Raw genomic sequence first — 20,598 nt, forward strand, 5'->3', positions numbered from 1 at the left:
GGGTGTGCTGAGTGCCGAGCTGAAGGCGTTTTACATGGTGGCCCGGCTGGGCAGCATTACCCTGGCGGCGAAAAAGCTCGGCCTGAGCCAACCGACGGTGACGACCCAGATCCGGCACCTGGAAAGCCAGTATTCGGTTGAGCTGTTCTACCGTGGCGGCCGCCGCCTCAGCGTCAGCGACGAAGGTGCGCGGCTGTTGCCGATGGTCAAGGCACTGCTGCAGCAGGAAGCCGATATCGAGTTCTTCCTGCGTAACAGCGGTCAGGTCCAGGGCACGTTGCGCATCGCCGCCACGGCGCCGTATTACATCCTCGATCTGGTGAAGACCTTTCGCGAGCGCTTGCCGCAGGTGGAGGTGTCGGTGGAAATCGGCAACTCCCAGCAGGTGCTCGAAGCGCTGGAGGATTACCGGGTCGATGTTGCCGCGTCCTCGCAGTTGCTCGACGATGCGCGGTTGATTCGCCGGGTGCTCGGCAGCGATCCGCTGGTGTTGGCGGTGCATCGAAATCATCCGCTGGCGGTGCATGACCATGTGCCGCTCAGTGCGTTGGCTGGGCATACCTTGTTGATGCGCGAGTCGGGCTCGACCACCCGGCGCTTGACCGAAGAGTTGCTGGCCAGTGCCGGGGTGAGTTTCGGGCCGCTGCTGGAGATTGGCAGCCGCGAGTCGATCCGTGAAGCGGTGCTGCGCAACATCGGCATCAGCATCATCGCGCGGCAGGAAGTGCCGCACGATCCGCAATTGCGGGTGCTGACCCTCGAGAATGCGCCGCAGATTCCCGAGTACCTGTACTGCCTCAAGGAGCGAAGAGGCGCCCGGCTGCCGGCGGCGTTTCTCGGACTGGCGCAGGAAATGGCCCCGGCGTAGATCCTTGTGGCGAGGGAGCTTGCTCCCGCTGGACTGCGCAGCAGGCCCATTTTCTGGGGCCGCTTCGCAACCCAGCGGGAGCAAGCTCCCTCGCCACAGGTTACTCATCGCTCGTTCTACCCAACCCAAATCCTTGAATACCACTATCGGCCGTTTTTGCCTCGTTGCCACATGACGGACGCATTGCAAACCTAGGATGGCCCTCATCTGCTTGATGAGGCCTGTCCATGAACCACTCGATCGCAACTGCCCTGACCAACCCCGGCGCGCCGATGAAAGTGCGCGGCGTGCAGAAGCGCTTCGGCGCGTTCACCGCGCTGGATAACGTTTCCCTCGACGTGGCAGCCGGTGAACTGGTGTGTCTGCTGGGGCCGTCGGGTTGCGGCAAGACCACCTTGCTGCGTTGCATCGCCGGCCTTGAGCGCCAGGACAGCGGCGAGTTATACCTCGGTGATCGCGACGTTTCCCACCTGGCGCCTCAGGCCCGGGACTACGGCATTCTCTTCCAGTCCTACGCGCTGTTTCCCAATCTCACCGTCGAAGCGAACATCGCCTACGGCCTCGCCGGCAGCGGTCGCGATGAGGTGCGCAAGCGTGTCGGTCAGATGCTGGAGCTGGTTGGCCTCACCGGCAGCGAGAAAAAATACCCCGGCCAGTTGTCCGGCGGTCAGCAGCAACGCGTAGCGCTGGCCCGGGCTCTGGCGCCGGCCCCTTCCTTGTTGCTGCTGGACGAACCGATGTCGGCGCTCGATGCCCGGGTCCGCGAGCATCTGTGCACCGAGTTGCGCCAATTGCAGCGCAACCTCGGCATCACCACCCTGATGGTCACGCACAATCAGGACGAAGCCATGCTGATGGCCGACCGCATCGCCGTGATGAACAACGGCAAGGTCGAGCAGTACGCCACACCGCAGGACATCTACGACCGCCCGGCCACACCGTTTGTGGCGGAGTTCGTCGGTCAGGGCAACTGGCTGCCGTTCCGCCGTAGCAGCGACAGTCATGCCCTGGTCGGCGGGATGCACATGCGCCTGGCCGAAGGCAGTGCGAAAACCGCGTCGGGCCGCTTGTTCTGCCGCCCCGAAGCGATCAACGTCAACCCGCTGGTGCATGAAGAAAACCTGTTCCCGGCCAAGGTTCGCGAAATCACTTTCCTCGGCAATCGTTGCCGCATGAGCTTCGAACTCGATCAGCTGCCGGGTCATGCATTGCTGGCGGAACTGGCGCCGGAAGCGATGCCGCGTCTCGGTGCGCAGCAGATCATGGTCGCCTTGCCGCCGCGTAGCCTGCAGGTGTTCGCCTGATGAGCGCGAACGTCGCGCTGCCGATACCGCACAAGCAGCTTCGGCAGGCCTCGCGTGCCGAGATCGGCGACCGGCTGTTCGTGGTCGGCGGCAAGCTGCTGTTGTTGGTGTTGCTCTGTGTGGCAGTGTTGATGCCGTTACTGGCGATCTTCTGGCGCGGGTTCAGTTCGCAGGCCGGGCAGGGCGGTGGTCTGGTGGCTGCCGGTGAATTGCTGACCGGTGCGAATTTCCATTGGTTGCTGGGTAACAGCCTGAAGGTTTCCCTCAGCGTGGCGGCGATTGTCGTACCGTTGGCCTACCTGTTTGCCTACGCCCTGCAACGCACGTTGATTCCCGGCAAAGGTATCTGGCGCGGCATGTCGCTGCTGCCGTTGATGGCGCCGTCGATGTTGCCGGGGATTGCGCTGGTTTATCTGTTCGGTAATCAGGGCCTGTTGCGCGGTCTGTTCTCGGACAATATCTACGGTTTCTGGGGCATTGTGCTCGGCGAGGTCATCTACACCTTCCCGCACGCCTTGATGATTTTGCTGTCAGCGCTGTCCCTGGCGGATGCGCGACTGTTCGATGCCGCCTCCAGCATGGGCGCGAGCCCGGCGAAAGCCTTTCGCAGCATCACTTGGCCGGCGACGCGTCAGGCGGTGTTCGCAGCGTTCTGTCTGGTGTTCACCCTGACCATCACCGACTTCGGTGTGCCCGTGGTGGTCGGTGGCGACTATCAGGTATTGGCGCTGGAAGCCTACAAAGCGGTGGTCGGCCAGCAACAATTCGGTCGCGGCGCACTGATCGGCATGGTTCTGCTGCTGCCGGCGCTGTTCAGCTTTGGTGTCGACGCCTGGCTGCGTCGGCGTCATGGCGATTCCATGAGTGGTCGGGCGCAAGTCTTTCAGCCAATGCCGTCGAGGCTGCGCGACGGTTGTTATCTGGCCATCGTGCTGCTGATCTGTGCGGTGTTGCTGCTGGTGTTCGGCATGGCGGTGTACTCGTCGCTGGTGAAGTTCTGGCCGTACAACCTGTCGCTGTCGCTCAACCATTACCAGTTCAACGACACCGCGGGCGGCGGCTGGCTGGCCTACGGCAACAGCGTGAAGATGGCGTTGTGCACGGCGTTGATCGGCAGCGTGCTGATCTTCACCGGCGCCTACCTGATGGAGAAAACCCGTGGCCAGCGCGGCCTGAATCTGACACTGCGCATGCTCAGTTTCGTACCGATGGCGGTGCCGGGTCTGGTGCTGGGCCTGGGTTACGTCTTCTTCTTCAACCTCAGCGGCAATCCGCTGCATGTGCTCTACGGCAGCATGACGCTGCTGGTGGTTTGCACCATTGCTCACTATTTGACCACCGCGCAAATGACCGCCACCACCGCGCTGCGCCAGCTCGACGCCGAGTTCGAAGCCGCCGCGCTGTCGCTCAAGGCGCCGCTGTATCGGCATTACCTGCGAGTCACCGTGCCGATCTGCCTGCCGGCGTTGCTGGACATCGTGCGCTACCTGTTCGTCTCGGCCATGACCACCGTTTCGGCGGCAATCTTCCTCTACAGCCCTGACACCATCCTCGCGGCGGTGGCGGTGCTGAACATGGACGACGCCGGCAACGTCGGCGGTGCGGCGGCGATGTCGACCCTGATTCTGTTCACCTCGGCGGGCGTGTCCCTGCTGCTGGCCTGGGCCTCGCGCGGTTTATTGCGCCGCTCCCAGGCCTGGCGGCAGACCGCGCCCGGTCTTTGATTCACACCTTCAACTCACACAGGAATTGCACCATGTTCAAGCCCTTGGCCCTGGCCGCTGCTGTCCTCACCGCTTTCAGCCTGAACGCCTTCGCTGCGAAAACCGAGTTGACGGTGTACACCGCCCTCGAAGCCGAACAACTGAAGACCTACAAAGAAGCCTTCGAGAAGGCCAACCCGGACGTCGAGATCAAGTGGGTGCGCGATTCCACCGGCATCATCACCGCCAAGCTACTGGCCGAAAAAGCTCGCCCGCAAGCCGACGCGGTGTGGGGTCTGGCGGCATCGAGCCTGGCGATCCTCGATCAGCAAGGCATGCTGCAAAGCTACGCGCCGAAGGACCTGGGCAAGATCGGCGGTAACTACCGTGATGTTGCCAACCCACCGGCCTGGGTCGGCATGGACGTGTGGGCGGCGACCATTTGCTTCAACACCGTCGAAGCCGAAAAGCAGGGGCTGAGCAAACCGGTCAGCTGGCAGGACCTGACCAAGCCTGAGTACAAAGGCAAGATCGTCATGCCCAACCCGGCCTCGTCCGGCACCGGTTTCCTCGACGTCAGCGCCTGGCTGCAAACCTTCGGCGAGAAGCAGGGCTGGCAGTACATGGACGACCTGCACCAGAACATCGGCCAGTACGTTCACTCCGGTTCCAAGCCGTGCAAGCTCGCCGCTGCCGGTGAATTCCCGATCGGTATTTCCTTCGAATACCCGGCTGTTCAACTGAAGCGCCAAGGCGCGCCGCTGGACATCATCCTGCCGAAAGAAGGCCTGGGCTGGGAGATCGAAGCGACTGCCGTGATCAAAGGCACCGCGCATGAAGAAGCAGCGAAGAAACTGGCCGACTTCTCTGCAAGCCCGGCGGCGATGGAGCTTTATAAAGAGAACTTCGCAGTGCTCGCACAACCGGGTATCGCCAAGCCACAGACCGAATTGCCGGCGGACTATGAGCAGCGCTTGATCAAGAACGACTTTGCCTGGGCCTCGAAGAATCGCGACGAGATCCTGACTGAATGGCGCAAGCGCTATGACGGCAAGTCCGAGAAAGTGGCTGCCAAGTAACTGACTCACACCTTGTGGCGAGGGAGCAAGCTCCCTCGCCACAAAAAGCGGGATTATCTTCATGACACACCACAGCGACATGCTGATCGTCGGCGCCGGCATTCTAGGCCTGTCCCACGCCTATGCCGCCGCCAGGCGCGGCCTCAAGGTCAAAGTCTTCGAGCGCAGCGCCACACCATTGGGCGCATCTGTACGCAACTTCGGTCAGGCACTGGTCACCGGCCAGCCACCAGGGCCGATGCTCGAATTGGCCAGGGCCAGTCGAGAAATCTGGGGCCGATGGGCAGAACTTGCCGGCCTGCACCTCAAGCGCAACGGCTCGTACCTGTTCGCGCGTACCGAAGCGGAAGAATACCTGCTGGAAGCCTTCTGCGCCGGGCGTGCCGTGGAGCACGGTTACCGTGTCGAGCTGTTGCGCGGCAACCCATTGCGGGATTTATACGGCGGTCAATTCAGCCATCACCGCGCCGCGTTGCACGGCATGGACGATCAACAGCTGTATTCCCGCGAGGCGATTCCGGCATTGATCGACTACCTGCGCCGTGAGTGGGGTGTCGAGTTTCACTTCTCCACCCTGGTGCGCGACATCGAGCCGGGCCGCTTGCACAGCACCGCCGGCACCTTCAGCGCCGAGCAGATCATCGTTTGCTCCGGCCACGATTATCAAACTTTGCTGGCCGAGCCGATTGCCGAACTCAACCCGCAAATCTGCCGCCTGCAAATGCTCCGCGCCCGGCCGCAGATCAACCTCAACCTGCAACACGCACTGCTCACCGGTCTGAGTTGCGTGCACTACGGCGCCTTCGCCGATCTGCCGGAAGCTGCGGCGGTACAGGCGCAAATTCTGCGCGAGGCGCCCCATCTGCATGAAAACGGCATTCACCTGCTGATCAGCCCGACACCGTACGGTGAGTTGATCATCGGCGACTCCCACCATTACGGCAGCGATCCATCACCGTTCAATGCCGAACAGGTGGACGACTGGATGCTCGAACTGGCCGAGCAGACGTTGGGCTGCAAAGTGCAAGTGGTCGAGCGTTGGCAGGGTGTTTACGGTTCACGCGGCCCCGGCCCGTTTTCTTTTCTGCGTCCGATGCCGGGTGTGAGCGTGGCGCTGATGCACTCCGGTGTCGGCATGAGCGTCGGGCCGGCGTTGGCGGAACGTAATGTCGCCAGCTTATTGGGAGACAGGTGATGGACCGCCATCAGAAAGTGATCGCCGAGGTGTTCGGTCTGTACGAACGGTTTGGCGATCACGACTACATCGGTGAACCGGTGTCGCAGATCGAGCACATGTCGCAAGCGGCCGAACTGGCGATGGCCGAGGGCTTCGATGATGAAGTGGTACTGGCGGCGTTCTTTCACGACATCGGGCATCTCTGTGCCGAGGGGGTCGAGAGCATGGGTGGCTTCGGGGTGGTCAGCCATGAGCGTTTGGGCGCTGATTATTTGCGTCGGGCCGGTTTCAGCGAACGCATGGCGCGGCTGGTGGAATATCACGTGCAGGCCAAGCGTTATCTGACGCTCAGAGAGCCTGGGTACTACGAGCGTTTGAGTGAAGCCAGTCGGCGGACGCTGGAGTATCAGGGTGGGGTGATGAGTGCTGAAGAGGCTGAGGCTTTTGAGCTCGATCCATTGTGCGAGGTCAGTCTGCGGATGCGTCAGTGGGATGAGTGCGCCAAGGACATGGACGTGCCGGTGATGGACCTCGACGTCTTGAAACGCAAGGCTGCGGGCCTGTTGTCCGGCGTTCTGCGCTGAGTTGTCTGACACACGATAGGGAATCGGTTTATGGATCAACGCGCGTCGAAGCATCAATCTGGCCTTTTCGCAAAGGAGCGCATGGATGCATTTTTTGAAAGTGATTGCACAGGATCGAAGCGGGAAGGGCTCGGCAGATACCGTCGTTTTCCAGTTCTTTGAAGGTGAACAGTTGCAGCGCGAGGCGACGGACGCGGATCGTCAACAGCTCAAGTCGTTTGGCAAGACGTACTTGAAATGCGCCTGGTATAACGCGGATGAAGCTGAGGAGCGGCACTTGCGCATCTTCTCGCAGAATCCATCCGCTGACGGTACGCCTGAGACGGTACGACTGCATTTTCATGACGGACCGAGGATTGCCTACAAGGCTGCGGTCCGCGATCTGGATAACGATGGGGTTTTTGAGTGGGTGTTGAGCTCGGATGTGGACAATGACGGGCGAGCGAACAGGACCGATCGTAGCCGTGTGAAGGCATTGGCCAAAGAGTTTCTGAAACTGGATTGGCGCTGACGATCGTTGGTTAGAGCTGCTGCGCCAACACCTCAACCTGCTCCTGCCGCTCCGCCTGATTCACCTTCGAATGAGGATTGAGCGACGACCACAGCGGATGTGCCCGCGCCTTGTTCAGCGCTTCCGGCAGTTTGCCTTCGCGCCAGGTTTTGTCCTGTGGTGTGGCGACCTGAATGCTGTCCATCGCCGCGTGCCCGCGCTGGTTCAGGGCTTGCAACAGTTGTCGCTGACGCAGGGCCAACAACCGCAGCACGCTGTCGTCGACAGTCAGTTCTCGCTGGCCCTTGATCTTGCCCAGCAGGCGGCTGCCGTAACTGCGGGCGGTTTGCAGGGCGCCGCCGGCAATCGCTCCGGCCAGTGCCGCCGCGCCGAGGGTCAGGCCGCCCACCAGCAAATCGACGCCGGCCCCGGCCGCCGCGCCAGCCGCGATGCCACCGCCGACTCGCACACCGAGCTGCTTCAGGGTTTCCGGGTTGAACAGGTCATCGCCCCAGCGGCCATCGAGCAGCGGCAGGTCACTGGCCGCCGCGTCCTGTGGGCGGAAGGCGTAGAGCTTGAGCAAGGCTTCGACGCAACGTTGTTCACGCTGACGCACCGCTTTGCGCAGTTCGCTGATCGCTTGCTGTTCCTGCTCCGCCTCGCTGGCGACACTGCGGCGGCAGGCGGCGCAATCGATCAATAAATCGGCAATCAACTGCGCTGCACTCTGCTGACGGGCCAGGCGTTGGGCCTGCTGATCGGCGATCAGGCGTTCCAATTGTTCGCGGGAGTTTTCCAGCAGCAGCGCGAGGCTTTCATACAGTCGGCGTTCGCCATCTTCCGGCGGCGCGACGCTGTCGAACCGCACCAAGGCATGCAAGCCCAACCGCGCCAGGGCTTCACGCCAATCCGGTTCGCGCTGCTGGGCGCTGCTGACAAAATTCAGCACTGGCAGCAGCGGTTTGCCGCAACTGGCCAGCACTTGCAGTTCGTCGCGGTACTTGGCCAGCACTGGCTCCCGAGCGTCGATCACATAGAGGCCGGCGTCGGAGGCGAGCAATTGTCGCAACACCTTGGCTTCCTGTTCGAAGCGCTGCCGGGCTTCGCTGCCCTCAAGGAAGCGCGCCAGCCGCGCCGGGCCGTCGAGGCGTTCACCGGGTCGCTCCAGGCGCTCGAGGTAGTCGAGCAGGGCGATGGCATCTTCCAGGCCCGGCGTGTCGAACAGATCGAGCAACGGCTCGCCGTCTACCGACAATCGCGCGCCTTCGACGTGGCGCGTGGTGCTGGGGCGATGGGAGACTTCGCCGAAGCCGACATCCCGCGTCAGCGTTCGCAGTAACGAGGTTTTGCCGACGTTGGTGTGGCCGACCACGGCGAGTTTCAATGGCCGTTTCCAGGCATCAGTCATGACCCGTCTCCAGCCAGCTCAACGGCGCGCAATCGGCGAATGGCAAGTCCAGTTGTTGCAGCGCAACGTGCCAGTCGCCCAGGCGTTCGGCATCCAGCGCTTCGCCGGGCGGCGCTTGCAGCAACCACACGCGGGTGGCGGTGGCGCTGCGAGCCAGTTCGGCAATCAGCGCGAGGCTGCCACGGTCCGGCGAACGCCGTGGATCGCAGGCGATGGCCAGGCGGGCCGGGGGAAAGCGACTCAGCTGTTCGAGCAGTTTGTGCCGGGATTCGCGGCTGTCGAGGATGCCGGCGTCGTTGACGCTTTTCGGCAGCTGCGGCGGCCAGGGGCGTTGATCGTCCAGCTCGATGGCCACCAACAGTGCGCCATCGCTTTGCAGATCGCTGGCCGCGTTTTCAACCCGGTGAAGTTGCTCAGGCGCGGCATCGCTAATACCCAGGCGTTCGCTGGTGGGCATCAGCCGTTCGCGCAGTTGGGCGTAGCCGGGCAGGTTCAAGTCCAGATGCAAGGCTGCCTGGCCGGTTTTCCAGCGCCACCGGCAGAACAATGCGAGCAGCAAACGCGGTAACACGCCGTACACCAGCAGCACGCCCACCAGCCACGCCGCCCAAGCCTGGCGGGCGCTTTCGATGTTCAGCGCGGCATCGCCGCTGGCGCGGATCATCTCCACGCTGGGCACACTTAAACCGAGCAAGGCCGGCAGGGCGCCGAGGGCCTGGGTCATGGCGACGAAGGTGTCGGCGCCGAGAATGGTGGTCTCCCAGACGAAGCCATAGCGCCGGGTCGCCATCAGCGTCAGCAGCATCACCAAGGCACTGAGCATCGCCAACAACCACAAGCCGTTGACCAGCACACCCAGCGCCCACCGATTGAGTTTCTGCCGTTGCAGTAACAGCAGCAGGGCTGGCGCCAGTTGCGCGGCGTTGGCATCGCGGGCGAGTTTTTCACTGAGCCACAACCACAAGCGTCCGAGAGCGGCGCCCTGTTCGCCGGCGAACACAAGGCCCAGGGCCCAGCTCAATAGCAGAATCAGGTTCAGCCCCAGCAGGCTGCCCAAGGCCCAGAACACATTGACCGGGGACTGGCCGTCGCCCAGCGCGGCAAACGCCAGGCCGGCGCCACTGATCACGGCCAGCACGGCGAGCACGATCAACGCCAGTCGCGCGCCTTGCAGCCAGTGTTTGAGGGCGCGGGTCTGCCCGTCGCGCTCGGCCAGCCACCGGGCGCGGCATTGAATACGCGTCGGCAGGTCGCCGCCGGCGCTACGGGCGACTCGGTTGGCTTCCAGATCATCCAGGGGGCCGGCGTGTTCTTCACGCAGGCGTATGGTTTCGCTCAGCCAGAGGTTTTGCAGGGGCGTCAGTTCAGTCACGCGGCATCCCGTCGCTTCATTGAGCGATGAGCATAACCGCTGTGACGCTTATCGGGGTAAGGGAGGCTCTGGTATCCTCGCCGGCATGACTAAATCACTCCCCCTCAGCCTGATCGCAGCCCTCGGTGAAAACCGTGTGATCGGCGTCGACAACAGCATGCCCTGGCACTTGCCGGGGGACTTCAAATACTTCAAGGCCACCACCCTCGGCAAGCCGATCATCATGGGGCGCAAGACCTGGGATTCCCTCGGTCGTCCGCTGCCGGGCCGGTTGAACATCGTGGTCAGTCGCCAGGCGGATCTGCAGCTGGAAGGCGCGGAGGTTTATCCGTCACTGGAGACGGCCGTGGTTCGCGCCGAGGAATGGGCGCTGGAGCAGGGTGCCAATGAGTTGATGTTGATTGGTGGTGCGCAGTTGTATGCGCAAGGTCTGGAGCAGGCCGATCGGCTATACCTGACGCGCGTGGCGCTGAGCCCGGAAGGGGATGCGTGGTTTCCGGAGTTTGATGTGAACCAGTGGAAGCTGGTGTCGAATGTTCCGAATCCGGCAGAAGGCGACAAACCGGCGTATAGCTTTGAGGTTTGGGAGAAGGCCTGAGCGCATCGCGGGCAAGCCCGCGATAGCGATCCATCAGGCGCCAATCAAGCCTGAGCCAACGCCCCATGCTCATCTGCGTCCAACAGCGCTTTATCCGTCTGCTGCATGATCTGGCTGGTGATCGCCCCAGCGGTGATCGAGCCACTGACGTTCAACGCCGTGCGACCCATGTCGATCAGCGGTTCAACGGAAATCAGCAACGCCACCAGTGACACCGGCAAACCCATGGCCGGCAACACGATCAGCGCGGCGAAGGTTGCACCGCCACCAACCCCGGCCACCCCGGCCGAACTCAGCGTCACAATCGCCACCAACGTCGCGATCCACAGCGGGTCCAGCGGGTTGATGCCCACGGTTGGCGCAACCATCACCGCCAGCATTGCCGGGTACAGACCGGCACAGCCGTTCTGGCCAATGGTCGCGCCAAACGAGGCAGCGAAACTGGCGATGGACTGTGGAATACCCAAACGGCTGGTCTGGGCTTCGATGCTCAGCGGAATGGTGGCGGCGCTGGAGCGGCTGGTGAAGGCGAACGTCAGCACTGGCCAGATCTTGCGGAAGAAGCGCAACGGGTTGATCCCGGCGGCCGACACCAGCACGCCATGGATCACAAACATCAGGCCCAGGCCGATGTACGACACCACCACGAAACTGCCGAGCTTGATGATGTCTTGCAGGTTGGAGCCGGCGACCACTTTGGTCATCAGCGCCAACACGCCGTATGGGGTCAGCTTCATCACCAGGCGCACCAGACGCATCACCCAGGCTTGCAGGGTGTCGATGGCGTTGATCACTTTCTGACCTTTCTCGACATCATCCTTGAGCAGTTGCAGCGCCGCGACCCCAAGGAATGCGGCGAAGATCACCACACTGATGATCGACGTCGGTTTGGCGCGAGCGAGGTCGGCGAACGGGTTCTGCGGGATGAACGACAACAACAGTTGCGGCACATTCAGGTCGGCGACCTTGCCCGCATAGTCGGTCTGGATGGTTTGCAGACGCGCCATTTCCTGGGTGCCGGCGACCAGACCTTCGGCGGTGAGGCCGAACAGGTTGGTCAGGCCGATACCGATCAGCGCCGCGATGGCGGTGGTGAACAGCAGCGTGCCGATGGTCAGGAAGCTGATCTTGCCCAGCGACGAAGCGTTGTGCAGACGGGCCACGGCACTGAGGATCGAGGCGAACACCAGCGGGATCACGATCATCTGCAGCAACTGCACGTAACCATTGCCCACCAGATCGAACCAACCGATCGAAGCTTTCAACACCGGGTTGCCCGCACCATAAATCGTGTGCAGGGCGATACCGAATACCACGCCCAGCACCAGCGCCAGCAACACCTTTTTCGCCAGGCTCCAGGTGGTGTGACGGGTTTGCGCCAGGCCAAAGAGCAAGGCGAGGAATACCAGCAGATTGAGGATCAGCGGCAGATTCATAGAGGCTCCATAGACTTGTGCCAGCCACCTTCGTGTGTGACTGCGAACCGGTGAGCCTAACAGCTTGATATGTAATGATTTAATATCAAAAACAGCGGTCAACTGTCGTTTTTGGAATAAGCCAATGCCGCTATAAGGAATGCCGCTGACGGAATCAGGATGCAAGCGGTCGCGGGCAGGCGAGGACTGTCACACTTATTTGTTAGCGTCGATTTCTTTGAACCGGGGAGAAACGCCGATGAAGCTTGCACCGAAATTTCTTGCTGCTGCACTTGGATTGGGTTTGAGTCTTGGCCTTGCCGGCCAGGCGTTCGCTACCGACCTGAAGCACTGGCCAGCGGATCAGGCCAAGGCGCTGGACGCGATGATCGCGGCCAATGCCAACAAGGGTAACTTCGCGGTGTTCGACATGGACAACACCAGTTACCGCTACGACCTCGAAGAGTCATTGTTGCCGTTCATGGAAAACAAGGGCCTGATCACCCGCGAGAGCCTCGACCCCTCGCTGAAACTGATCCCGTTCAAAGACACCGCCGACCACAAGGAGAGCCTGTTCAGCTACTACTATCGTCTCTGCGAAATCGACGACATGGTCTGCTATCCATGGGTCGCCCAAGTGTTTTCCGGCTTCACGCTTCAAGAGCTCAAGGGCTACGTCGATGAGCTGATGGCGTCTGGCAAACCGGTGCCGAGCACTTATTACGACGGCGATGTGGTCAAGACCATCGACGTCCAGCCGCCGAAAGTCTTCACCGGCCAGGCCGAGCTCTACAACAAGCTGATGGAAAATGGCATTGAGGTCTACGTGATGACCGCTGCCTCCGAAGAATTGGTGCGCATGGTCGCTGCCGATCCGAAGTACGGCTACAACGTCAAACCGCAGAACGTGATCGGTGTGACCACGATGCTCAAGGACCGCAAGACTGGTGAACTGACCACGGCGCGTAAGCAGATCACTGCGGGCAAGTATGACGAGAAGGCCAACCTTGGCCTCGAGTTGACCCCGTACCTGTGGACTCCGGCAACCTGGATGGCCGGCAAGCAAGCGGCGATCCTGACCTACATCGATGAATGGAAAAAACCGGTCCTGGTGGGTGGTGATACGCCGAGCAGCGACGGTTACATGCTGTTCCACAGCGTCGACGTGTCCAAGGGCGGCATCCATTTGTGGGTCAACCGCAAAGACAAGTACATGACCCAGATTAACGGCATGATGGCCAAGCACGCAGCGGCCCAGGCGAAAGAAGGGTTGGCGGTGACGGCGGACAAGAACTGGGTGATCGTCAAACCGGAAGAGATTCAATAAGCGCTGTGATCTCGTTCCCACGCTCTGCGTGGGAACGATCAAAAAAATGCCCCGCACTTGGCGGGGCATTTTTTTGTTCGACGGTTAAGTATTACAGCCCGTCGAGCATCGCTTTGTTACGCACGGCACCCTTGTCGGCGCTGGTCGCCAACAGGGCATAGGCTTTCAGAGCGGTGGTCACTTTACGTGGACGCTTTTCCACCGGCTTCCAGCCTTTCTTGTCCTGCTCGACCCGGCGCGCGGCCAGTTCTTCGTCGCTGACCAACAGGTTGATCGAGCGGTTCGGAATGTCGATCAGGACCTTGTCGCCGTCCTGCACCAGACCAATCGCGCCACCGGCAGCGGCTTCTGGCGAAGCGTGGCCGATGGACAGGCCCGAAGTGCCGCCGGAGAAACGGCCGTCGGTCAGCAGGGCGCAGGCTTTGCCCAGGCCTTTGGATTTCAGGTAAGAGGTCGGGTAGAGCATTTCCTGCATGCCCGGGCCGCCTTTCGGGCCTTCGTAACGAATGATCACGATGTCGCCAGCCTTCACTTCGTCGGCGAGGATGCCGCGTACGGCGCTGTCCTGGCTTTCGAAGATCTTCGCGTTGCCTTCGAAGACGTGGATCGACTCGTCGACACCGGCGGTTTTCACCACGCAACCGTCCAGCGCGATGTTGCCGTACAGAACGGCCAGGCCGCCTTCTTTCGAGTAAGCGTGTTCGACACTGCGGATGCAGCCGTTTTCACGGTCGTCGTCCAGGGTTTCCCAGCGGGTCGACTGGCTGAACGCGGTTTGCGTCGGGATGCCCGCCGGGCCAGCCTTGAAGAAGTGATGCACCGCTTCGTCGTTGGTCTGGGTGATGTCCCACTTGGCGATACCTTCGGCCATGGTCTTGCTGTGTACGGTCGGCAGGTCGGTGTGCAACAGGCCGCCACGGGCCAGGGAGCCGAGGATGCTGAAGATCCCGCCGGCGCGGTGCACGTCTTCCATGTGGTACTTCTGGATGTTCGGCGCGACCTTGCACAGTTGCGGTACATGGCGGGAGAGGCGGTCGATGTCGCGCAGGTCGAAATCGATCTCGGCTTCCTGGGCCGCGGCCAGCAAGTGCAGGATGGTGTTGGTGGAACCGCCCATGGCGATGTCCAGGGTCATGGCGTTTTCGAACGCCTTGAAGTTGGCGATGTTGCGCGGCAACACCGACTCGTCGTTCTCGCCGTAGTAACGCTTGCACAGCTCGACGATGGTGCGGCCGGCTTGCAGGAACAGCTGTTCGCGGTCGCTGTGGGTGGCCAGGGTCGAACCGTTGCCCGGCAATGCGAGACCCAGGGCTTCGGTCAGGCAGTTCATCGAGTTGGCGGTGAACATGCCGGAGCAGGAGCCACAAGTAGGGCAGGCGCTACGCTCGTACTCGGCGACCTTCTCGTCAGAGGCGCTGGAGTCGGCGGCGATCACCATGGCGTCGACCAGGTCGAGACCGTGGCTGGCCAGTTTGGTCTTGCCGGCTTCCATCGGGCCGCCGGACACGAAGATTACCGGGATGTTCAGGCGCAAGGCGGCCATCAGCATGCCAGGGGTGATCTTGTCGCAGTTGGAAATGCAGACAATGGCGTCGGCGCAGTGGGCGTTGACCATGTATTCGACGGAGTCGGCGATGATCTCGCGGCTCGGCAGCGAATAGAGCATGCCGTCGTGGCCCATGGCAATGCCGTCATCCACGGCGATGGTGTTGAATTCTTTGGCTACACCGCCGGCCCGTTCGATTTCACGTGCGACCAGTTGACCCAGATCCTTCAGGTGCACATGGCCCGGTACGAATTGGGTAAAGGAGTTGGCAATAGCGATGATCGGCTTCTTGAAGTCGTCATCTTTCATCCCCGTGGCGCGCCACAGTGCGCGAGCACCGGCCATGTTGCGACCGTGGGTGGATGTTTTCGAGCGGTAATCAGGCATGGAGCACTCCGGGCGGCAAATCAGGTATCAAAAGGGAAGTGAGCTTCTATTGACGTCTGGAACACTCAGAAATGGCCGTGTGTCCGGAAGTTGCCGATAACTTTGCGGGATCGCCGCGCGCCTCAGCTTGAGCTCATAAACCCGCCGGGGGATGACTGGCGATGAATCTCGCGATTCTACACCGCTGGCGTCAGGAGGGAATGCCGGAAAACGTTGATCCAGTGCTGACGGGGCGTGTGGGATGACGACTGGCAGGATTATTCGACGCTTGGGCTGGCTCCCGGGCTCTTGGCTCGGCTATGGATACGACTGTTGAGTACCAGCGCCACGCTGCTCAGGATGATAAAGCTGTATCCCAGCGTGGATTGCAGGTTGGCCGGGCTCAGGCTGATGAGCGCACTGATCAACCCGCCACAGATGAAAATCACCGTACTGCCGGCCGACGCCGAAGTTCCCGCATTTTCAGGGAACAGGCTCATGGCTTTGGACGTGGCGGCCGGTCGGGCAATGGTGGTGCCGGCGGTACAGATGAGCATCGGTACCAGGACGGTGATCGGGGACAACGCAAAGTGGCTTGAGAGGTAAAGCATGATCAGGCCGGACAGCAGGATCAGGCTCAGCCCGCTGATGACTTGATGGCCGGGACTGAGACGTTTACCCAGCAGCGTCGCAACCATGCCGCCGATAATGTAGGCGCCGCCGTATGCCAGCAGGACCAGGGAGAAGTCATAGGCCGATAGCTGCAGTCGATCCATGAAAATCAGCGGCGAAATCACGATGAAGGAAAAATGGCAGGCGAAAGCAAAGGCTGAAATCAGCCAGTAGGACAGAAAGTCGACATCGCACAAGACCCGGCGGTAGGGCTGGAAGATATTCGATAGCGCCCTGGTTGCCGCAGGCCGAGTGTTTTCGAGAAAAAAACAGGCCTTGAGCAGTACTATTCCAGCCAGTGCGATAAACACCACAAAGCTGCCCTGCCAGCCCAGCGTGGCTTGCAGGAACGTGCCGGCCAACGGTGAGACCGAGATGAAAACGCCGGTGGCAGTCACCATCAGGATCCGCAAGCGGTCACGCTCCTCGCCCTCGAACAGGTCCTGGATCAATGCTTGTGACAGCACGAAACACCCGCAGCCGAGTGCCTGAATCACACGGAACAACAGGAAGTGAACATAGTCCGTGGTCAGCGTGCAGCCCACTGCACCCAGCATCGAGATGGTTATTCCAGCGAGCAACAGTCCTTTGCGCCCGATCACATCCGACAGCGGCCCGATCAGCAGTTGGGAGACCGCTATGCCGACGGCAAACAGACTGATCGACAGCGCAATGTCGGCGGGTGTGCTGCGAAAGTGTTCGGCGAGCGCCGGGAAAGAGGGCAGCAGGACATCCAGCGGGAACACGCCAAGCAGTACCATGGCCAACAAAAGGCTGACCGCCCCCCGACGTTGTTTGACGGTCGCCGCGGATTGTCCTTCAGCCATCGATAAGCCCTGCCTTCATGAACAGTTGCTGGTTGGAGGGCAGGTCGAAGAAACCAGCCTTTTTTAACGCCTGAAGCGTTGCGCCAGCACCGGATCGCGCCCGTTGATGGGTGGCTTGGGGGCTGGTCAGTCCGCCAAGAATTTCCGTGATGGAGGTCTCGCCAAGACCCGCGCTGAGCAGGCTTTCGCGCATCCATCGCTCATCGGCTTCGAAGAACATCCGGATGATGTCCAGCAGCGCTTTGGCGACAAACGTGCGTTGAGGGCTGTTCAGCGTCAGCCACAGGTAATGGAACACTTCAGAGAAATAGCGACTATGGCGCGCCTCGTCCGCCAGATGATCCCTGAGCATTGCCTGGACGCTGGAAACCAGGTCGTTACGGCAGACATCGAGCAGTTCCTTGGCAATGATCGTCTCCGACACGAACCCGACGAGGAACCAGGCCAGCGCCCTGTATCTTTCCGGGGCGCCGTCAAGCAGGGCGTTCAATCGCATGATGCGGTGGGGCATGACCGGACGTCGGCTGATCCCGTAGAAACTGGCTACTTGCTCGGCAAGGCTGTTGGAAAACAGGGCGTGATAACCCTCGTCGGTATAAAGCTGAAGCGCGGCGGTCTTCATTCGTGCGGGAATGTGGACGTTCAGTTCATCATGGATGATGGTTTCCACGGAGCGGTTGACGATGCGGTGCTCAAGCAAGGTGGTGTAGTCGAGGAAGTACACCAGATGACTGGCCGACAACCGATGGATGACGGTTTGACCTGCCGCCTGGATGGCCGGGTGAGTCAGGTAAGCCAGGAAGCCTGGAGGAAACCAGTGGCGCGTTTCCAGTTGCTGTTCCAGGTCTGGTGGTAATAGATAGTCGTGTTCGCTGGTGCGCACTGACGCACGGGTATTCCAGTCGCCCAGGGTGTAACGATGAGCCCAGGACACGGGCTGCTCCAACGGGGCAATGATGGGAGTGGTCATTGTTGCGGCTCCCGACTGCTCAGAAGATCTTTCAATTCCTTGCACATCACTTGTCCGTCGCTGTAGCCACAGCCGACAAAAAACAAAGGTTGTTCCGCGCTGTTCTCGATCCCCAGCAAGACCTCGACCTGATCATCGGCCAGCGCCCCCGTCAGCCAGGTGTTCAACCCCAGTGCAGTGGCCACCAGTTGGAATGTTTGCGAGATATGCCCTGCTTCCACGAAGGCCATTCGGTAGGCTCGCGAGTGTTCATATTTCCACCACAGCTTGTCGAACCGACTGGTGATGAACAGGCCCACGGGCAGGTTGTTGATGAAGTGCTGTCCACACAGCAACTGCCCCAGTGGTGAGTCAGGTGTCGGGTTGACGAAACTCAAGGCGTGGTCGGTGGGGTGATAGGCGTAGAGCCCGGGTTTCAGGCCGCTGACGTTGTGTACATGAAGAAAGCCTTCGCAGGCATTCAGCCCGCCACCGGATGGGCTGCTGCGCCGGGCATCGAGACCTTCGACAAGGGTTTCGTCGACATCGTTTTCGCGCTCATGCAAGTAGCCAAGGGACAGGTAAAGCAGCGTGCCGATAGCTTCCAGTGAAACTGCTGCGTCCGTGAAGGTGCGGCAGGTTTTTCGGCCGATCAGGACGTTGGCAAGAGACCCTTCCGGCAGGCAGGAAGGCTTTGGCAGGCCAATCAGCTCCCGCGCCTGGCGTTCTGTGGGCCGGTTGCTCGGCGCAGGAGCGGCCAGCACTTCGGTGCAGTGGTCCAGGTAGTGTCTGGACCATTCATGAATATCCTGAGGGATATGTTCGCAGGGGATGTTTTTGGTACCGATATGGAATATCTTCGACAGTTCATCCCAGCCCCATTCAACAGTACCTTGTATTGATGTTGTCAGTATTCCTGCGTTCAGGAGTTGAGTGTCAACTATGTTGCTGTCGTTATAAAGTTCGGGGTTGTTGATTAGTTGCGTAAGTCTGCTTGAGTACTCAAGGCTTAGTTCAAATTGTTTGTGATTTTTGTAATCCCAGACTATTTGGCCAGGAGTGCGAGGAAGTATGAATAAATATGGGTTTATCTGCATGGTGGGGCGGTTCGCTCTGGACGGGTGCCATAGAACACGCTGGGTAGCCGGCACTCCCCAGCGTCTCATTTACTTAGCGGGCTTTTGGTGCAACCAGAAAAGCCAGGTTGGCGATTTTGTTAGCTTCCAGAGTAATTGCTTTCATGTTGTTGACTCCTTGTCATTTGATAGTGAGTGTCACTTCGAGGTGACAACTCAATCATAGGCTTTAATAGGCTCTTATCAAGGGGGGATTAAGTAGGAATATTCCAGTAATTTTGTCGGAGCGGTCTTGGGGTTGGAGAAAGTTTGTAAGTTATATTCTTTCAAATCAAATGTGCAGGGAAACGTCCTGCAAGTTTGTAGGACTGCAAGAGTAAGACGATGGGGCGGGAGAGGAGATGTCGCGGCGTCAGAATGGCTGACGGAGAGCCTGTCGGCTCCCCGTCAAACCGGCGTACTCAGCTGTTTGGCAGCAGACGGCAGGTAATGCTCTTGATGTAGCGGGTTTCGGCAATGGCTGGGTGAACCGGGTGATCCGGGCCTTGTCCGCCGCGCTCCAGCATCTGGATGTTGCGGTCCAGGTGACGGGCGCTGGTCAGCAGGATGTTCTGCAAATCGTCTTCCGGCAGGTGCATCGAGCACGATGCGCTGACCAGGATGCCGTCCTTGCTGAGCAGGCGCATGGCTTGTTCGTTCAGGCGACGGTAGGCACCTTCACCGTTTTTCATGTCTTTCTTGCGTTTGATGAATGCAGGAGGGTCGGCCACGATGACGTCGAAACGTTCTTCGCTGGCTTTCAGCTCTTTGAGGGCTTCGAACACGTCGCCTTCAATGCAGGTCATTTTTTCGGCGAAACCGTTCAGTGCGGCGTTGCGCTCGACGCCGTCGAGGGCGAAGGCCGACGCATCGACGCAGAACACTTCACTGGCGCCGAAGGCGGCCGCTTGCACGCCCCAGCCGCCGATGTAGCTGTACAAGTCCAGCACGCGTTTGCCTTTGGCATAAGGTGCCAGACGCGCGCGGTTCATGCGGTGGTCATAGAACCAGCCGGTTTTCTGGCCCTGGATGACCGGCGCTTCGAACTTCACGCCGTTTTCTTCCAGCGCCACCCACTCCGGCACCAGGCCGAACACGGTTTCGACGTAACGGTTGAGGCCTTCGGCGTCACGGGCTGCGGAGTCGTTCTTGAACAGGATGCCGCTTGGCTTGAGCACTTGGGTCAGGGCCGCGATCACGTCATCTTTGTGAGCTTCCATGGTCGCCGAAGCGATCTGGACCACCAGGATGTCGCCGAAACGGTCGACCACCAGGCCTGGCAGCAGGTCGGAGTCGCCGTAGACCAGACGATAGAACGGCTTGTCGAACAGGCGATCGCGCAGCGACAGGGCGACGTTCAGGCGATGCACCAGCAGCGATTTGTCCAGCGGCAACTTGATGTCGCGCGACAGCAGGCGGGCGCAGATCAGATTGTTCGGGCTCATGGCAACGATGCCCAGCGGCTTGCCGCCGGCGGCTTCGAGGATCGCCTGATCGCCAGCCTTGAAGCCGTGCAATGGGGTGGCGGCTACATCGATTTCGTTGCTGTAGACCCACAGGTGACCGTTGCGCAGGCGTCGGTCGGCGTTGGCTTTGAGGCGCAGGCTAGGCAGGGACATGACGTCGCTCCGGAAAAAAGAGCGGGAGTATAGCGTGTTGAGGGAGTGGCGGGTTTGACGGACGATGAAACGCGCATGGCGCCATCGCGGGCCCGCACACATATGGATTGAGTTTGACTGGCTGTCGGATCGATCTTTTTAAGGGTTAGAATCCCCGCCTGACCCGGAGTGCGTACTTA

General features: G+C 60.7%; 17 protein-coding genes. 9 read left to right on the forward strand and 8 right to left on the reverse strand.

What is annotated here, in order from left to right:
• The first annotated feature begins 4 nt into the window (after positions 1-4).
• The 7 genes from AC07VO_RS08455 (at position 5) to AC07VO_RS08485 (ending at position 7,226) form a co-directional block, all read left to right on the forward strand.
• Positions 5-868, forward strand: coding sequence for a LysR family transcriptional regulator (locus AC07VO_RS08455; RefSeq protein ID WP_086944386.1), 864 nt, complete (start codon positions 5-7; stop codon positions 866-868).
• 227 nt (positions 869-1,095) lie between these two features.
• The gene (locus AC07VO_RS08460; protein WP_064620994.1) at positions 1,096-2,172 is read left to right on the forward strand and encodes a putative 2-aminoethylphosphonate ABC transporter ATP-binding protein; all 1,077 of its coding nucleotides are present in this window, start codon (positions 1,096-1,098) and stop codon (positions 2,170-2,172) included.
• On the forward strand, positions 2,172-3,896 hold the full coding sequence (locus AC07VO_RS08465) for a putative 2-aminoethylphosphonate ABC transporter permease subunit (protein WP_086944387.1): 1,725 nt from the start codon (positions 2,172-2,174) through the stop codon (positions 3,894-3,896). The genes AC07VO_RS08460 and AC07VO_RS08465 overlap by 1 nt, the downstream gene beginning before the upstream one ends.
• 32 nt (positions 3,897-3,928) lie before the next feature.
• The gene (locus tag AC07VO_RS08470) at positions 3,929-4,954 is read left to right on the forward strand and encodes a putative 2-aminoethylphosphonate ABC transporter substrate-binding protein (RefSeq protein ID WP_086944388.1); all 1,026 of its coding nucleotides are present in this window, start codon (positions 3,929-3,931) and stop codon (positions 4,952-4,954) included.
• 61 nt (positions 4,955-5,015) lie between these two features.
• Positions 5,016-6,149 carry a TIGR03364 family FAD-dependent oxidoreductase gene (locus AC07VO_RS08475; protein WP_086944389.1) on the forward strand — a complete coding sequence of 378 codons (1,134 nt, stop codon included), beginning with the start codon at positions 5,016-5,018 and terminating at the stop codon, positions 6,147-6,149.
• Complete coding sequence (locus AC07VO_RS08480; protein ID WP_086944390.1) at positions 6,149-6,715, forward strand: phosphonate degradation HD-domain oxygenase; 567 nt, start codon at positions 6,149-6,151, stop codon at positions 6,713-6,715. Before AC07VO_RS08475 ends, AC07VO_RS08480 begins: the two co-directional genes overlap by 1 nt.
• A gap of 85 nt (positions 6,716-6,800) precedes the next feature.
• Positions 6,801-7,226 carry a hypothetical protein gene (locus tag AC07VO_RS08485; RefSeq protein WP_064620988.1) on the forward strand — a complete coding sequence of 142 codons (426 nt, stop codon included), beginning with the start codon at positions 6,801-6,803 and terminating at the stop codon, positions 7,224-7,226.
• A 10-nt stretch (positions 7,227-7,236) separates the two neighbouring features.
• On the opposite strand, the gene AC07VO_RS08490 is transcribed toward AC07VO_RS08485, so the two are convergent.
• Entirely contained in the window at positions 7,237-8,613 is a 1,377-nt protein-coding gene (locus tag AC07VO_RS08490; protein ID WP_086944391.1) for a GTPase/DUF3482 domain-containing protein, read from the reverse strand.
• The gene (locus AC07VO_RS08495) at positions 8,606-9,985 is read right to left on the reverse strand and encodes a DUF2868 domain-containing protein (protein ID WP_086944392.1); all 1,380 of its coding nucleotides are present in this window, start codon (positions 9,983-9,985) and stop codon (positions 8,606-8,608) included. The genes AC07VO_RS08490 and AC07VO_RS08495 overlap by 8 nt, the downstream gene beginning before the upstream one ends.
• An 85-nt stretch (positions 9,986-10,070) precedes the next feature.
• Between AC07VO_RS08495 and AC07VO_RS08500 the strand changes: the two genes are divergently transcribed.
• Positions 10,071-10,583 carry a dihydrofolate reductase gene (locus tag AC07VO_RS08500; RefSeq protein WP_086944393.1) on the forward strand — a complete coding sequence of 171 codons (513 nt, stop codon included), beginning with the start codon at positions 10,071-10,073 and terminating at the stop codon, positions 10,581-10,583.
• A 44-nt stretch (positions 10,584-10,627) separates the two neighbouring features.
• Here AC07VO_RS08500 and AC07VO_RS08505 read toward each other — a convergent pair whose 3' ends face one another.
• Positions 10,628-12,019 (reverse strand): L-cystine transporter, encoded by a 1,392-nt coding sequence (locus tag AC07VO_RS08505; protein ID WP_192350804.1) that lies wholly within the window; start codon positions 12,017-12,019, stop codon positions 10,628-10,630.
• Between the two features lie 238 nt (positions 12,020-12,257).
• Between AC07VO_RS08505 and AC07VO_RS08510 the strand changes: the two genes are divergently transcribed.
• The gene (locus AC07VO_RS08510; protein WP_018928673.1) at positions 12,258-13,325 is read left to right on the forward strand and encodes an HAD family hydrolase; all 1,068 of its coding nucleotides are present in this window, start codon (positions 12,258-12,260) and stop codon (positions 13,323-13,325) included.
• Positions 13,326-13,416: 91 nt separating this feature from the next.
• Here AC07VO_RS08510 and ilvD read toward each other — a convergent pair whose 3' ends face one another.
• The 5 genes from ilvD to AC07VO_RS08535 all read right to left on the reverse strand — a co-directional run bounded on the left by ilvD (position 13,417) and on the right by AC07VO_RS08535 (position 20,419).
• Positions 13,417-15,258 (reverse strand): dihydroxy-acid dehydratase, encoded by a 1,842-nt coding sequence (gene ilvD / locus AC07VO_RS08515; protein ID WP_018928674.1) that lies wholly within the window; start codon positions 15,256-15,258, stop codon positions 13,417-13,419.
• 257 nt (positions 15,259-15,515) lie between these two features.
• Positions 15,516-16,736 carry an MFS transporter gene (locus AC07VO_RS08520; RefSeq protein ID WP_086944395.1) on the reverse strand — a complete coding sequence of 407 codons (1,221 nt, stop codon included), beginning with the start codon at positions 16,734-16,736 and terminating at the stop codon, positions 15,516-15,518.
• Positions 16,729-17,706, reverse strand: coding sequence for a diiron oxygenase (locus AC07VO_RS08525; protein WP_086944396.1), 978 nt, complete (start codon positions 17,704-17,706; stop codon positions 16,729-16,731). The genes AC07VO_RS08520 and AC07VO_RS08525 overlap by 8 nt, the downstream gene beginning before the upstream one ends.
• Positions 17,703-18,782 carry a SagB family peptide dehydrogenase gene (locus AC07VO_RS08530; RefSeq protein WP_086944397.1) on the reverse strand — a complete coding sequence of 360 codons (1,080 nt, stop codon included), beginning with the start codon at positions 18,780-18,782 and terminating at the stop codon, positions 17,703-17,705. Before AC07VO_RS08530 ends, AC07VO_RS08525 begins: the two co-directional genes overlap by 4 nt.
• A 440-nt stretch (positions 18,783-19,222) precedes the next feature.
• The gene (locus AC07VO_RS08535; protein WP_017341306.1) at positions 19,223-20,419 is read right to left on the reverse strand and encodes a class I SAM-dependent rRNA methyltransferase; all 1,197 of its coding nucleotides are present in this window, start codon (positions 20,417-20,419) and stop codon (positions 19,223-19,225) included.
• Between the last annotated feature and the right edge of the window lie 179 nt (positions 20,420-20,598).

It is taken from the genome of Pseudomonas sp. GW821-FHT03E01 (assembly GCF_059420765.1).